Here is a 15,196-nt window from a genome sequence, read left to right as displayed (position 1 = left end):
AGTGTGGGTATGATATTGCTAATTTAGGGTTGTTGCGCGAGCCGTTTTAATCAGTTTGGCTTACAGTAAAAACGTGAGTAAACCTTGATCTAAATCACAATCGATGAACTCGCTTTTTGTTGTTATGAAAATCCCGTCATCTGGGAAATGGCCTCATTAATTTAAACTGATTCGAGAAGGTATAACATTGCGTTATGCTGCGGAGGAAATATGTCGGTTATTCGCACATGCCTTAACCTGTTTGGTGGTGATACAGTAATTGTTCGGTGTTCTAATTCGTTTAATATTCATATGAGCGATTCTACACCGGAATTGAACATCACACCGGAGGTGGTGCAGAACAACAGTATTAGTGCTGAAAATGAAGTGTATTTAACTGTACCTTATACTGGCGAGTGGAACCTCACCATTCACGCAAAGAATGATACGTCCGAACATTCCATTAGCTATTTCCCCGTATAATAACGGTGATACTCAGGGATGAGATAACCAAAAATAGTCAGAATAGCGGATATTTGCTATCGATAGTGTATTATATCGACTAAAACTGATAGTTGTGTTGCATGTAGTGAAATATGCTGAAGGATATTTAAGTCAGTCTATATATTGATTCTGCTTAGCGCTGCATACGTGATTATGGCGAGTGCTATGCCACGAAACGGTATTATCTTATTCAATCTTTTTTTGAAGCCGCTTATATTATTAAACTACCCTGATATGCGCATGTTGACACCGTGCGCGATTTTTCAATGGTAAGACCAATTCCTCTAGATGCCTGCCATGTTGTGATGTTTATCACGCCTCAATGATGCCACCGTTGCCAAGGATATGCGATGTTTCTTAATTTTTAATCTCTTTAGCTACAGAGGTAAAAAACGCAGCCATACTATCAATACTTGCTCAGATTTTTACCTATTTTTTGCTACGCTTGAAAACAGGGTTTAGGCACCGAAAACCCGGTTCTGAATTTCGAACGAGCGTATGAAGATCAGAGCCAGAGTCAAGATAGGGCGATCCAACTCTTGTGAATAGGAGAAGCGTTATTCATCCGCACTCTTGATCTTATAATGGCATAATTATCTGAAAGTCATGATGATAGGCAGCGTAGAAGGCATTGTATGGGCCAGGCACCAACCAGTAAAGAAGAGGCAAAACGCTTGGCTGCCTTAAGCGAATATGGTATCGACCATACCCTTTCCGATCCTGGTTTGAATAATCTGCTCAATTTGGCGGCAAACGTATTTAATGTACCGATCGTACTGGTGTCATTGATTGAAGAGCTGCGCCAGTTGCTTGCTGCCGGCTTGGGAATATCGATTTGTGAAACGTCACGCGATGCTTCTTTCTGTGCGCATACTATTTTGCGACGCAAGCTTCTGGTGATTCCGGATGCGCGTCTCGATTCCCGCTTTAAAGACAATCCAATGGTGGTCGGAACTCCCCATATCCGTTTCTATGCGGGGATACCGTTACGCACGCTATCAGGTTATGCTATCGGAACCTTGTGCATCATTGACCTTAAACCCCGGCGCAAGCTGAGCGCCCGAGACGAACATAACATGCAGGATTTAGCCGCACTAGTAATGGATAGACTGGAAATGCGGCGACTTGAACTGGCACGAAATGCCAGTCAGGTTCGCTTTGAGAATATTGCCAATACCTCACCAGATTCTATTATATGTTTGAATTAAAAGTGAATTATCACATTTTGGAATGCGTCTGCGGAAAAAATGCTCGAATACTCCCGCGCGCAAATTATCGGCAATAACATTGATACCATTGTGCCCAAGGCCTTCATCGACAAATTCAACGCCGTGGTCAGCGACAAGGAAGACCTCATCAAAGGCGTAACCGTTGAGTTAAACGTGCAAAGTCGGAACGGTACCATGACTCCTGTAGAGCTTTCTGTTTCCATGTGGGCAGATGACTATACCGTGAGTTATGGGGCTATTCTGCGTGATATCACTGAGCGGAGACGTAATGAAGAACGCCTGTTTTTATTGGCGCATATGGATCCGCTGACAGGATTGGCAAATCGAACGTTGCTGACCACTAGTCTGGAACTGGCGCTGAAAGATGAGCTTGCCATTTGCGTCATGATGGTCGATCTGGACGGCTTTAAGGATGTTAATGACAGCCTTGGGCATGCGCGGAGTGATGAAATACTGGTTAGCGTGGCGAAAAAAATTCAGTCCAGTGTGCGTGCGGGAGATCTTGTTGCGCGCATGGGCGGTGACGAATTCGCAGTATTGTTACCGGGCGTTAGTGATTTCAAACTCGCAGCCGAGACGGCGGAGCGCATTATCCAGGAAATTTCGCAGGCGATGATCGTGGAGGAGCACCAGATCAACATTAGCGCCAGCGTAGGTATGGTGCTTTATCCCACGCATGGCATTACTGCACAGGATTTGCTGACCAGTGCGGATTTGGCGTTGTATCAAGCGAAAGGGCGTAATTGTCACCGTTTCTTCACGCGCGAAATGCGTGAAATCTTTCAAGCCAGGCATGCATTTCAATTGGAGTTTATTCGTGCTTACGAACAGAGCGAATTTGGGGTTTTTTATCAACCGCAAGTCAATTTGATCACCAATGAGATTATCGGTGCCGAGGCTTTATTGCGCTGGCGTCATCCCCAAAAAGGGTTGCTGGGACCCGGTGCTTTTTTAGCGGCGCTGGAGCGTGGCCCATGGGCTGAACGTATCGGCGACTGGGTGGTTGAAACCGCGTGTCGCCAGGCCGCGCTGTGGTGTGATTCTGGAGCAAAAAATTTTCGTATCAGCATCAATTTGTTCAGCGCCCAGTTTCGTTCCGGTACGTTGGCACAAAAGATTGAGCTGGTGTTGGCGCTGATGGGATTGGATGCTGGTTCGCTGGAACTGGAAATCACTGAAAACATCATTTTGCGCTATGACGAAAACATGTTACAGCCGTTAAAAGTATTGCGCGATGCGGGGATTGGCATTGCATTTGACGATTATGGGACGGGCTATGCGTCGTTAAGCATGCTGAAGAACTACCCGGTAACACGGCTGAAAATCGATCAAACCTTTGTGCGTGCCATGTGCGACTCTCCCCCAGATGCAGCGATTGTGCGTGCTATTCTCTATTTAGGGAAAAGTTTTGGCCTGAACGTCATTGCTGAAGGAGTTGAGACCATGGAACATTGCGAACGTTTACGCAATAAAGGCTGTGAAGAAGCGCAAGGATACCTGTTTGGTCACCCCATGACAGCAGAGGGTTTTACTCAGCAGCTAAGTGCGCAGATGGCCTCCGAATCTCGCTAACGCAATTCATCTCCTCTATCTCATCCGTTATGCCTAAACAAAAAATGGCATATAGATCACGTTTTTTCTATAGTGGTAGGCTTGTGTTGCGGTAGATGTGGGTTTAGGTGTGCACGAAATCTTCGAAATGTTACTGGCAGTATTTGAACGCACCGCGTTAATGTTGATTTTCCTGTTTTTTTTAACGCGGACGCGGCAATTTCGTCAACTACTGCAAAAAGAGGAGCACTCCCTACGCGAACGCGCAGCGGTCACGGTTATCTTCTCCTTGTTTGCGCTCTTTGGCACCTATTCCGGGATTAACGTCGAAGGCTCCTTGGTTAACGTCAGGGTGATTGCCGTGATGTCGGGAGGGATTTTGTTTGGTCCTTGGGTGGGGATCGCCACCGGCACTATTGCTGGCGTGCATCGCTATCTGATCGATATTAATGGTATCACCTCAGTACCTTGCCTGATTACCAGCATTATTGCGGGCATTACGTCGGGTTACATTAATCGTAAGGTGAAAAAAGACCAGCAATGGAGCATCGGTATTTTTGGCGGCATGATGTGTGAGTCGCTGACGATGTTACTGGTGGTGCTCTGGGCAACGCCGATCGCACTGGGACTGGATATTGTCTCCAAAATTGCGGTTCCGATGATCACCGGTTCGGTTTGCATCGGGCTCATCGTATTGCTGGTGCAGAGTGTGGCGAATGAGAAAGAGGTTATCGCCGCGCGGCAAGCGAAACTGGCGTTGGATATCGCCCATAAAACGCTGCCGTATTTTCGCAATATCAATAGTCATTCACTGGCGGCGATCTGCTGTATTATCCGCACTGAAATCAATGCAGATGCGGTTGCGATGACCAATACGCAGCATATTTTGGCTTATGTTGGCATAGGGGAAGAAAAATACAATATTGGTCATGACATCATTAGTCCCATGACGCAGCAGGTGATTCACGATGGCAAAATCATTATCAAAAATAATGATGAACAGCATCTGACACCAGAAATCCATTCAATGATTGTCATTCCTCTGCTCGAGCACGGGCAGGTCACGGACACGCTGAAGATTTATTATCGTCACCATGCTGCAAAAGCTGGAAAATGCCTGGCAGCTACGGCAATCTGGGCCTGCATTAGAAAACGCCAGTGCCGCTAATGCACCACGGCTTGGGCAGCACACCATCAACCTGATGAAAGATGAACGTATTATTGTCACCGACATCAATCAAATCTATTATGCAGCCGCTCAGGAAAAAGTCACATTGGTCTATACTCGGCGTGAGACGTTTATCATGCCAATGAATATTACTGAGTTTTGTAGTCGGTTACCGGAAGAGGTTTTCTTTCGCTGCCATCGCTCTTACTGTGTCAACCTGACCAAAATCCGCGAAATCGTTCCCTGGTTTAATAACACCTACATTCTGCGCCTGCATGAATTGGAATTTGAAGTGCCGGTAAGCCGTAGCAAGGTAAAAGCCTTTCGTTCATTGATGCGCCTGTAACGGCATTTCATTCCGATCTGGCGGCATCTCGTTCCAAATTCGATCTTTTTTCACGCCATCCCGCTTGTAGACTGGCCCCAACACGTAAGCGGGTGGTCTGTAGTGTTGGCACTATCGTCATTCTGCTTACCTTCTTTGTTGTTCCTGCTGGGAACTGTTTTACTAAGAGGTCGGCCTATGAATGCCAAACCAACACGCCTTGGCCAAATCGTACTCGGTACGATTATCGCGCAAATGGGACTGGGGACAATTTACACCTGGAGTTTGTTTAACCAACCGCTGGTGGACACTTTTGGGTGGTCGCTCAGCGCTGTGGCAACGACGTTTTCCATCACCAGTTTCAGCCTGGCGTTTTGCTACGCTGTTTGCCGGTAAATTTCAGGAGCGTATTGGCATTCGGCGTTAACGTTATGTGCCGGTATCGTGCTGGGCCTGGGATTAATGGCCAGCGCAGGGGTGACATCCTTGTTGGGGATGTATTTGCTAATGGGGGTTGTGGTGGGCTTTGCTGATGGAACCGCCTATATCACCACGCTGTCAAATTTGATCAAATGATTTCCAGAACGTAAAGGGCTCATTGCGGGTATCTCTGTCGGTGCATTTGGTACCTGGAGTCTGGTATTCAAATATATCAACAGGTTCCTGATTGCAGAGGTTGGGGCATCTCACGCGTTTTTCTATTGGGGGACTGATAGCAATGGTGATGATCGGGCTTGGCAGCACCTTGTTAAAAGAACCACCAACACAGGCCGCCAATGGAAAAACGTAAATTACCTACGGCACGCGGGATTTTACATTGGGCGACATGTTGGGGACGAAAGAAGCCTATCTGTTATTTGTGATCTTCTTTACAGCGTGCATGAGTGGCCTGTATTTGATTGGCGTGGTCAAGGATATCGGTGTGGAAATGGCAGGCATGGATCGACAAATGGCGGCCGATGCCGTGTCAGCAATCGCAATTTTTAACACGGTAGGACGCATTGTGCTGGGGGGAGATGTCAGATAAAGTAGGGCGCCTGCGTGTCGTAAGTGGGATGCTGGACTGCGTTGGCCGTTACCGTTATGGCGTTCTTGCCGCTGTCGCCGGCGCTGTTCTTTATCTGCGTCAGCGCCGTCGCATTCTGTTTTGGTGGCAATATCACCGTGTTCCCGGCCATTGTAGGCGATTTCTTTGGTCTGAAACATCACAGCAAAAATTATGGCGTCATCTATCAGGGATTCGGGATCGGTGCGCTATCGGGCTCTTTTATCGCAGCACGGTTTGGCGGCTTTCATGCCACCTTTATCGCCATTGCGGTACTGTCAACGCTGTCTCTGCTGATTGCGTTGTGGATTAAACCGCCGAAGTACATTCGCTCGCAACCCGAGGTGTCGGCGACAATCGCGCATGCGCGTGGGTAATACACTGTTTTTATCTCATCAATGCCTTATCATACTGAGCCCCTGGGTTACCCCCAGGGGCTTTTTTATAGCACGGGATCACCGGTATGATTCGACAGCCACTCCACGACGCACCGTTACGCGGGCCGTCGGTGAGGGCAAGGTTATTACAAAATGTAAAGTTATGTCGTTTTAGCGATGGGAAGATTAAGAATGCTTGAAAACGGCGCGATAACCCATACCATCGTGTTGTGAGTGATGTTAATCCCTTTAGAGAGGAAATCAGACTGTTATGATGCGTATTGCGCTTTTCCTGATCACCAACCTGGCGGTGATGTTGGTTTTCTGGCTGGTTCTCAGCCTGACGGGAATTCGTTCCAGCAGTGTCCAGGGGCTTATGATCATAGCTGGCCTGTTTGGTTTTGGTGGTGCGTTCGTTTCACTGCTGATGTCCAAATGGATGGCTTTGCGCTCGGTGGGCGGTGAAGTGATCGAACAGCCGCGTAATGAAACAGAACGTTGGTTGCTTGAGACAGTGAGAGTGCAATCACAGCAGGCGGGCATTGCAATGCCGCAGGTTGCCATTTACCACGCACCAGATATCAACGCTTTCGCGACGGGCGCACGGCGCGATGCGTCGCTGGTGGCGGTAAGCACCGGTTTGCTGCAAAACATGAGCCGTGATGAGGCCGAGGCAGTCATCGCCCATGAAATCAGTCACGTGGCGAACGGTGATATGGTCACCATGACGCTAATTCAAGGCATTGTGAACACCTTTGTTATCTTCATCTCACGCCTGATCGCTCAGGTAGCATCCGGTTTCCTTTCCGGCAACCGTGATGAAGGTGAAAGCAGTAACGGCAATCCACTGGTCTATTTTGCGGTGGCAACCGTACTGGAACTGGTGTTTGGTATTCTGGCCAGCATTATCACCATGTGGTTCTCCCGCTACCGCGAGTTCCATGCGGATGCCGGGTCAGCAAAACTGGTGGGCCGCGAGAAGATGATTGCCGCCTTGCAGCGTCTGAAGACCAGTTACGAACCGCAGGAAGAAAGTAGCATGATGGCGTTCTGCATCAATGGTAAATCGAAATCTTTCAGCGAGTTGTTTATGTCGCATCCGCCGTTGGATAAGCGTATTGAAGCGCTGCGCAGCGGTGCTTATCTGAAATAAAACTCCCGCAAAAACAAACCGTTCCACAACAAGGAGTCCGTTATGGGCTCCCTGTCTTCAATAACGTGTTATCCTCTATATCTCTGTCTTGATAGCATAAATTCCTTTTTTACTAGGAAAACAGGGGATGAAAATCAGCAGAATGTTTCATAAAATAAAACCGTGATCACGGAAAAATGAAACATTGTTTCTATAATTCTGGTATTACAGATCTATCGCATCAGAGTGACGGCTGGTCACGAGACACGTGTCGTCCGCTGGTGCTAGCCGTATCTCTTTTCGATATGTTCTAAGGATTTACGATGGCCAAAGGCAAAAAGATTCCCCTCTCGTTTCATACCTATCAAGACGCAGCAACCGGCACCGATGTGGTGCGTTTAACGCCTCCCGATGTTATTTGCCATCGCAACTATTTCTACCAGAAGTGCTTTTCCAATGATGGAAGCAAGCTACTGTTTGGTGGCGCATTTGATGGCCCGTAGAACTATTACCTGCTGGATCTCAACACACAGGAAGCCACGCAGCTGAAGGAAGGTAAGGGTGACAACACATTTGGTGGTTTCATGTCGCCTGAAGATGATGCGCTCTACTTGTGAAGAACACGCGTAATCTGATGCGTGTCGATCTGAACACATCGGAAGAAACCACCATCTATCAAGTACCGGACGAGTGGGTGGGTTACGGCACGTGGGTGGCCAACTCCGATTGCACCAAAATGGTCGGTATCGAGATCAAGAAAGAAGATTGGCAGCCGCTGACTGGAAAAAATTCCAGGAATTCTATTTCACCAATCCGTGTTGCCGCCTGATCCGTATCGATCTGAAAACCGGTGAAGCGCAAACCATTCTTCAGGAAAAACGCTGGCTGGGTCACCCCATCTACCGTCCAGGCGACGACAACACAGTGGCTTTCTGTCATGAAGGCCCGCATGACATGGTGGATGCCCGCATGTGGTTTATCAATGAAGACGGCAGCAACATGCGTAAAGTGAAAGAGCATGCCGAAGGTGAAAGCTGCACGCACGAATTCTGGGTGCCGGATGGCTCTGCGATGATCTATGTATCTTACCTGAAAGATGACACTAACCGTTATATCCGCAGCATCAACCCGGTTACGATGGAAGATACGCAACTGCGTGTCATGCCGCCATGTTCTCACCTGATGAGTAACTATGACGGTACGCTGTTGGTGGGTGATGGTTCTGATGCACCCGTTGATGTACAAGATAACGGCGGTTACAAAATTGAAAATGATCCGTTCCTGTATGTGTTCAATCTGCAAACCGGTAAAGAACACCGCGTGACGCAGCACAACACCTCCTGGAAAGTGTTGGAAGGCGATCGTCAGGTAACGCACCCGCACCCGTCCTTCACGCCGGACAATAAGCGCATCCTGTTTACCTCGGATGTGGATGGCAAGCCAGCCCTTTATCTTGCCACCGTGCCTGATTCAGTTTGGAAGTAAACCCAGAACCCCATCCCGGCAACGGAATGGGGTTTCTTCTATCGTCACCGGGTTACCGGTGACGAATAAGCCCTAAATAATTCGCGTTGCAGTAAGGCGGCAAGGAAGTGAAGCCCGCTGAGCTTACATCGGTAAGTGATTCGGGTGAGTGAGTGTAGCCAACGCCACTGTAATGTGAAGTATGACGGGTATAATAACTTTAATAAGTAAGAAAGTCCCTTGATTATCGTTATTGTTCCATTGCCATAATCAGCGTGTTCCCTTTATACTAAAACCATCGTTCTATTTTTTTAAAACAAAAAAACTGAGTAGGGTACCCAAAAAAATGGCTATTGCAGATTTAGATAAACAGCCCGATTCCGTGTCGTCCGTTTTGAAGGTTTTTGGTATTTTGCAGGCATTAGGTGAGGAAAGAGAGATCGGTATTACAGAACTCTCCCAGCGCGTCATGATGTCTAAAAGTACAGTGTACCGTTTTTTGCAGACGATGAAGTCCTTGGGATATGTCGCGCAAGAAGGCGAATCCGAGAAGTACTCGTTGACGCTAAAGTTGTTCGAGCTGGGCGCCAAGGCATTGCAGAATGTGGATTTGATTCGTAGTGCTGATATTCAGATGCGCGAATTGTCCGCGCTGACGAAAGAAACTATCCACCTTGGTGCGTTGGATGAAGATGGTATCGTTTATATTCACAAAATCGATTCCATGTATAACCTGCGTATGTATTCACGTATTGGTCGCCGCAATCCACTGCACAGCACGGCAATTGGTAAAGTCCTACTGGCATGGCGCGATCGTGACGAAGCAGCAGAGATTCTGAGCAAAGTAGAATTTACCCGCAGCACACCGCATACGGTGGGCAGCGCTGAGGATTTTTTGCCTTTGCTTGACACTGTCCGCCAGCAGGGGTTCGGGGAAGACAAGGAAGAGCAGGAAGAAGGCTTGCGCTGTATCGCTGTACCCGTCTTCGATCGTTTCGGCGTAGTGATTGCTGGGCTGAGTATTTCATTCCCCACTATTCGTTTTGCAGAAGATAGCATGCACGAATATGTTGCTATGTTGCATCACGCAGCAAAAAATATCTCCGAGCAGATGGGCTATCACGACTATCCGTTCTGAACCGCCTTTTGCTGTACAAGCGGTTACTGCTGAAAAGGCCTGCCTGATGGTGGGCTTTTTAACATCTACAGGGAGAGAATTATGGGCCAGAATGTAAACCACTATGGGCAACCTGTTGGCGAAGCACTTCCCTTGTGGACTTACATGCCGGTTGGCCCGTTTCAGAGCAGAGATGAATACCGCGATTATTTAACCCTGACTGAGCAACGTCAGGATGCTAAATGCTACGTGATTATCGATGCGCTAAACAATAAGGCGGTCGGTACGTTCTCGTTAATGCGAATAGATGTGGGCAATGGGGTTATCGAAGTGGGTTTTGTCGCTTTTTCTCAGTTGTTAAAACGCACGCCGCTTGCGACGGAAGCCCATTATCTGCTGATGGGTTATGTTTTCGAGCAATTGCGCTATCGGCGTTATGAGTGGAAATGCGATAGCCTCAATGCGCCGTCGTGCCGTGCCGCTCTGCGTTTGGGCAATTTTCCGCCAAGCCGTGGTTTATAAAGGACGTTCACGTGATACCGCGTGGTTTTCTTTGTTGGATAACGAGTGGCCGCAACTTAAGCAAAGATTTATCGCCTGGCTGGCGCAGGAAAACTTTGATGCTGAAGGTAAACAGATCCAAACGCTGGCCGATTTTAGGCTGTCTCAGCCGAAAGGATAGTCATGAGCAGGATGTAATAGGCGTAGGCGGTTACGAAGTGATAGTATGGCCCCGATATGCTTGGGTTGAGAGTATGAGTTGGGGTTGTTGTGAATATTTTACAGATTGTTTTTATCATGTTGATGGTACTGTTCGCCGCGCTGGTGTGGTTTTTTGTCAACAGAGCCAGCGTCCGTGCCAATGAAAAGATCCGCCTGTTACAAGAAATTTTGGAACAGCAACGTATTCAAACGGCGCTGCTCCAAACGTTAGCACCCGCCACTGCGTTTAGTACGCCGCTTGAGCCTGAAACCGCGATGCATCAACCTGATGATCCCGTGCCAGAATTGGATGCGTTTAACGTTATTCCCGAACGCTAAGACGGATTGTAAAAGGGGCAGACGCTGCTTCTAACAGCGTTGCTTCTACATGACGTATAAACGCTGCAAGCGTAGTGATGTGCGTACAATAATCAAAAACAGCAAATGGAAAAGTGAATAAAATATGGCGGTAGAGAGTGAGCTGGTTTTAAAACGGGGATTGAAGAATCGCCATATTCAATTAATCGCGTTAGGCGGCGCGATAGGCACCGGGTTCTTTTTAGGTATATCCCAAACCATTCAGATGGCCGGGCCTTCTGTGCTATTGGGTTACGGTGTTGCAGGCATTATTGCTTTCCTGATTATGCGCCAGTTAGGTGAAATGGTCGTTGAGGAGCCCGTTGCGGGATCGTTCAGCCATTTCGCCTATAAGTATTGGGGCAGCTTTGCTGGCTTCCTCGCTGTCTGGAACTATTGGGCGATGTTTATCCTGGTGGGAATGGCTGAGCTTACGGCAGTAGGGATCTATATCCAGTATTGGTGGCCTGATGTGCCTACCTGGGTGTCGGCAGCCGTCTTTTTTATCCTGATCAATGCGATCAACCTGGTGAATGTGAAGGTGTATGGTGAAACCGAATTCTGGTTCGCCATCATTAAGGTGTTAGCCATCCTCGGCATGATTGGTTTTGGCGCCTGGCTGCTGCTAAGCGGGAAGGGCGGAGAGCAGGCTACGGTGCGCAATCTGTGGCAGCACGGCGGCCGAGGCGGCTGATCCTAAACGCTCTATTCCGCAAGCAACCAATCAGGTGGTATACCGTATTCTGATCTTTTATATCGGCTCACTGGGTATTCTGTTGTCGCTCTATCCGTGGCAAAACGTCGTCAGCGGCGGCAGTCCTTTTGTAATGATTTTCCATGCGTTAGACAGTAACGCGATCGCTAATGTACTGAATCTGGTGGTATTAACCGCTGCGCTATCGGTATACAACAGCGGGGTGTACCTGCAATAGCCGTATGCTATTTGGTCTTGCCACTCAAGGTAATGCGCCGCGTTGGCTTTCGCGCGTGAATGAGCGCGGCGTACCAGTGCGCTCCATTGCGCTTTCCGCGTTGGCAACGTCTATTGGCGTGCTCATTAACTATGTGATGCCGGGCAAAGCCTTTGAGCTCCTGATGGCGCTGGTCGTGTCAACGCTGGTGATTAACTGGATCATGATCTGCATGGCGCACCTGCGTTTCCGTAAAGCGATTCTCTATCCTTATGGCAACTACCTGTGCCTGCTCTTCTTGGCTGCGATCTTGATTATCATGTTAATGACGCCGGGCATCCGAATTTCTGTGCTGTTAATCCCTGTCTGGGTCGGCGTTATCTGGTTGGGTCTCTACCTGTCTCAGCGGCGTAAAGCAGCAGAAGTGCTGGCGCATGGTGTGAAAGAATAGCAGGATTAAGTTGGTTTTTGCGGATATCGCCGGTGGCATATAGTAGACACCGGCGATGAAGTGCAGAAGTGTGTGTTACTCGACTTTTGCTACGTCGGTTTTGCCTGCTTTTGCATTAGCAATGGCGGCATTTGCCAGCACGACAAAATCTTCGCTCGAGTGAGTGGCGCCAGTTACGCCATCAACGTTTTCCGGGTTTTGTTTTTCGACCAATCCTTGAGCCAGTTTGACCGTATACTCCTCAGGGTTCGCACCGGTTGCTGCCTTCATCTTTTTGTTGTATTCCACATCAGTGGTTTTCAGGTGACCATCTTTTTGGCTGTTGTAGTCAAATTTTACTGCGGCAATCTTGTCGTCTTTATAAGTGACTTCTACAAACGGTTTCCATCCTTTATCATCAAAATTGACGGTTTCCGCACGGTATGTTCCATCTTTGATAGCGCCATCAGCGGCGTGGGCACCCACAGCGAAAAGGCTAGCCATAACAATGGGTATGAACTTCATTTTCATGGTTTCATCCTCAAAATTCTTATCAGTGTATTTGTGTGTAAATGCGTGAAGTAATCTGTCTGCTGGGGCCAATTTCGGGCACCAATAGTGGACAAAGCGTACCGCTGACTTTAGTTAAATAGTGTTCTGCTTAACAAAATGACGTTATAACCATTATAATTTTATGGTTATTTGTGACCGGTAAGACAAACTGGCATCAGTAATCGGGAAAATGTGGCTATTCCACCCAATAAGAGACGCTGTAAGTGGCTGGTTCATCCCTGCTAATGGTGGTAGCATGATGTTTGTCACCAATCCCACACTCAGTGGGATTTTGATTTTTACCAGGTGTACCAATTTAACGACGGTTGGTTAGATGGTTACACAACGTTTTGAAAAATAAATGAATTAATTTTCGTATGTGATCTTTCGTGCGGGTCACCACTGCGAATAAGGGAACTAGAATGCCTGTTATTACTCTTCCTGATGGAAGTCAGCGCCATTACGATCGTGCCGTTTCTCCTCTTTATGTTGCTCTGGATATTGGCCCGGGTCTGGCGAAAGCCTGTATCGCGGGACGCGCGAACGGTGAACTGGTAGATGCCTGCGACCTGATTGAATCCGACGCCCAATTGGCGATCATCACCGCCAAGGATCAAGAGGGGCTGGAAATCCTGCGCCACTCTTGTGCACACCTGTTGGGACACGCTATCAAGCAACTGTGGCCTGATACCAAAATGGCAATCGGTCCGGTCATCGATAACGGTTTTTATTATGATGTTGATTTGGATCGCACGCTGACGCAGGAAGATATCGATCTGCTTGAAAAGCGCATGCATGAACTGGCCGACAAAGATTACGACGTCATCAAGAAAAAAGCCAGTTGGCAAGAAGCGCGTGATACGTTCGCTGCGCGTGGCGAGACTTACAAAGTTGCTATTCTGGATGAGAATATCAGCCACGACGATCGCCCCGGTTTATATCACCACGAAGAATACATTGATATGTGCCGTGGCCCGCATGTGCCTAACATGCGTTTCTGCCATCATTTTAAATTGCAGAAAACCTCGGGCGCTTACTGGCGTGGCGATAGCAAAAACAAGATGCTGCAACGTATCTACGGTACAGCTTGGGCAGATAAAAAACAGCTGGATGCCTATTTACAGCGTCTGGAAGAAGCCGTCAAGCGCGATCACCGCAAGATTGGTAAACAGCTTGACCTGTATCATATGCAGGAAGAAGCACCGGGTATGGTGTTCTGGCACAACGACGGCTGGACGGTATTTCGCGAACTGGAAGCCTTTGTGCGCATGAAGCTCAAAGAGTACCAGTATCAGGAAGTGAAAGGGCCCTTTATGATGGACCGTGTGCTGTGGGAAAAAACCGGGCACTGGGAAAACTATAAAGAAGCCATGTTCACGACCTCTTCAGAGAACCGTGAATATTGCATTAAGCCGATGAATTGCCCGGGTCATGTGCAGATCTTTAATCAAGGTTTGAAATCTTACCGTGATTTGCCGCTGCGTATGGCCGAGTTCGGCAGCTGCCATCGCAATGAGCCATCGGGTTCTCTGCACGGTTTGATGCGCGTGCGTGGGTTTACTCAGGATGACGCCCATATTTTCTGTACTGAAGAACAGGTTCGTGCAGAAGTGAATAGCTGTATCAAGATGGTGTACGACATGTACAGCACCTTCGGCTTTGAAAAAATCGTTGTTAAGCTTTCCACGCGCCCTGAAAAACGCATTGGCAGCGATGAAATGTGGGATCGCGCTGAGCATTATTTGGCGGCTGCGCTGACGGAGAATGGCATTCCGTTCGATTATCAGCCGGGCGAAGGGGCATTCTATGGCCCGAAAATTGAATTTACTTTGCACGATTGTTTGGATCGCGCCTGGCAATGTGGTACGGTGCAGCTCGACTTCTCGCTGCCGGGCCGTTTAAGTGCCTCTTATGTTGGCGAAAACAACGAGCGTCAGGTACCGGTGATGATTCACCGCGCCATTTTGGGATCCATGGAGCGTTTCATCGGTATTCTTACCGAAGAGTTTGCTGGATTCTTCCCAACCTGGCTGGCACCGGTGCAGGCTGTGGTGATGAATATCACCGATGGACAGTCCGAATATGTCAGTGAATTGACGCGAAAACTGCAAGATGCAGGTATTCGTGTAAAAGCGGACTTGAGAAATGAGAAAATAGGCTTTAAAATCCGCGAGCACACTTTACGACGTGTTCCCTATATGCTTGTTTGCGGTGATAAAGAGGTGGAAGCAGGCAAAGTGGCCGTTCGCACCCGTCGTGGCAAGGATTTGGGAAGCATCGACGTTAACGAAGTGATCAAGCAGCTGCAGCAAGAAATTCGCAGCCGTAATCTTCATCAGTTGGAGGAATAAGG

The 15,196-nt window shown here is 48.3% G+C and carries 8 protein-coding genes and 6 pseudogenes; 13 read left to right on the top strand and 1 reads right to left on the bottom strand.

Features of this window, described 5'->3' with window-relative positions; all coding sequences use genetic code 11:
* Positions 1-210: 210 nt before the first annotated feature.
* The 12 genes and pseudogenes from ACMZI0_RS05320 to ACMZI0_RS05265 all read left to right on the top strand — a co-directional run bounded on the left by ACMZI0_RS05320 (position 211) and on the right by ACMZI0_RS05265 (position 12,312).
* Positions 211-462: a hypothetical protein gene (locus ACMZI0_RS05320; RefSeq protein WP_415672186.1), complete on the top strand. Its 252-nt coding sequence runs from the start codon at positions 211-213 to the stop codon at positions 460-462.
* 656 nt (positions 463-1,118) lie between these two features.
* Positions 1,119-3,284: pseudogene (locus tag ACMZI0_RS05315) on the top strand (putative bifunctional diguanylate cyclase/phosphodiesterase).
* 109 nt (positions 3,285-3,393) lie between these two features.
* A pseudogene (locus tag ACMZI0_RS05310) lies at positions 3,394-4,356 on the top strand (LytS/YhcK type 5TM receptor domain-containing protein); the annotation flags it as partial.
* A gap of 88 nt (positions 4,357-4,444) precedes the next feature.
* A pseudogene (locus ACMZI0_RS05305) lies at positions 4,445-4,777 on the top strand (LytTR family DNA-binding domain-containing protein); the annotation flags it as partial.
* A 177-nt stretch (positions 4,778-4,954) separates the two neighbouring features.
* Positions 4,955-6,178, top strand: a pseudogene (locus tag ACMZI0_RS05300) (OFA family MFS transporter).
* A gap of 271 nt (positions 6,179-6,449) precedes the next feature.
* Complete coding sequence (gene htpX / locus ACMZI0_RS05295; protein ID WP_415672185.1) at positions 6,450-7,331, top strand: protease HtpX; 882 nt, start codon at positions 6,450-6,452, stop codon at positions 7,329-7,331.
* Positions 7,332-7,633: 302 nt separating this feature from the next.
* Positions 7,634-8,795: pseudogene (gene ogl / locus ACMZI0_RS05290) on the top strand (oligogalacturonate lyase).
* 325 nt (positions 8,796-9,120) lie between these two features.
* A complete protein-coding gene (kdgR, locus tag ACMZI0_RS05285; protein WP_415672184.1) occupies positions 9,121-9,912 on the top strand; it encodes a DNA-binding transcriptional regulator KdgR in 792 nt (263 codons plus the stop codon).
* Positions 9,913-9,993: 81 nt separating this feature from the next.
* Complete coding sequence (locus ACMZI0_RS05280; RefSeq protein ID WP_415672183.1) at positions 9,994-10,413, top strand: GNAT family N-acetyltransferase; 420 nt, start codon at positions 9,994-9,996, stop codon at positions 10,411-10,413.
* Between the two features lie 34 nt (positions 10,414-10,447).
* Positions 10,448-10,573 carry a hypothetical protein gene (locus ACMZI0_RS05275; RefSeq protein WP_415672182.1) on the top strand — a complete coding sequence of 42 codons (126 nt, stop codon included), beginning with the start codon at positions 10,448-10,450 and terminating at the stop codon, positions 10,571-10,573.
* An 89-nt stretch (positions 10,574-10,662) separates the two neighbouring features.
* A complete protein-coding gene (locus tag ACMZI0_RS05270) occupies positions 10,663-10,932 on the top strand; it encodes a YebO family protein (protein ID WP_415672181.1) in 270 nt (89 codons plus the stop codon).
* A gap of 124 nt (positions 10,933-11,056) precedes the next feature.
* Positions 11,057-12,312: pseudogene (locus ACMZI0_RS05265) on the top strand (amino acid permease).
* A gap of 75 nt (positions 12,313-12,387) precedes the next feature.
* Here ACMZI0_RS05265 and ACMZI0_RS05260 read toward each other — a convergent pair.
* On the bottom strand, positions 12,388-12,822 hold the full coding sequence (locus tag ACMZI0_RS05260) for an FMN-binding protein (protein WP_415672180.1): 435 nt from the start codon (positions 12,820-12,822) through the stop codon (positions 12,388-12,390).
* Between the two features lie 443 nt (positions 12,823-13,265).
* On the opposite strand from ACMZI0_RS05260, the gene thrS reads away from it, so the two are divergent.
* Positions 13,266-15,194: a threonine--tRNA ligase gene (gene thrS / locus ACMZI0_RS05255; RefSeq protein ID WP_415672179.1), complete on the top strand. Its 1,929-nt coding sequence runs from the start codon at positions 13,266-13,268 to the stop codon at positions 15,192-15,194.
* The last annotated feature ends 2 nt before the right edge of the window (positions 15,195-15,196 follow it).

The sequence above is a fragment of the Symbiopectobacterium sp. genome (assembly GCF_047692315.1).
Classification (GTDB): Bacteria; Pseudomonadota; Gammaproteobacteria; order Enterobacterales; family Enterobacteriaceae; genus Symbiopectobacterium.
Note: the sequence above shows the minus strand (reverse complement) of the source record. Positions and strands in the feature narration are given on the sequence as shown.

Excerpts from the sequence above, each read along its gene's own strand:
- ACMZI0_RS05320 (WP_415672186.1), top strand. The coding sequence starts at position 211 with ATGTCGGTTATTCGCACATGCCTTAACCTGTTTGGTGGTGATACAGTA.
- htpX (WP_415672185.1), top strand. The coding sequence starts at position 6,450 with ATGATGCGTATTGCGCTTTTCCTGATCACCAACCTGGCGGTGATGTTG.
- kdgR (WP_415672184.1), top strand. The coding sequence starts at position 9,121 with ATGGCTATTGCAGATTTAGATAAACAGCCCGATTCCGTGTCGTCCGTT.
- ACMZI0_RS05280 (WP_415672183.1), top strand. The coding sequence starts at position 9,994 with ATGGGCCAGAATGTAAACCACTATGGGCAACCTGTTGGCGAAGCACTT.
- ACMZI0_RS05260 (WP_415672180.1), bottom strand. The coding sequence starts at position 12,822 with ATGAAAATGAAGTTCATACCCATTGTTATGGCTAGCCTTTTCGCTGTG.
- thrS (WP_415672179.1), top strand. The coding sequence starts at position 13,266 with ATGCCTGTTATTACTCTTCCTGATGGAAGTCAGCGCCATTACGATCGT.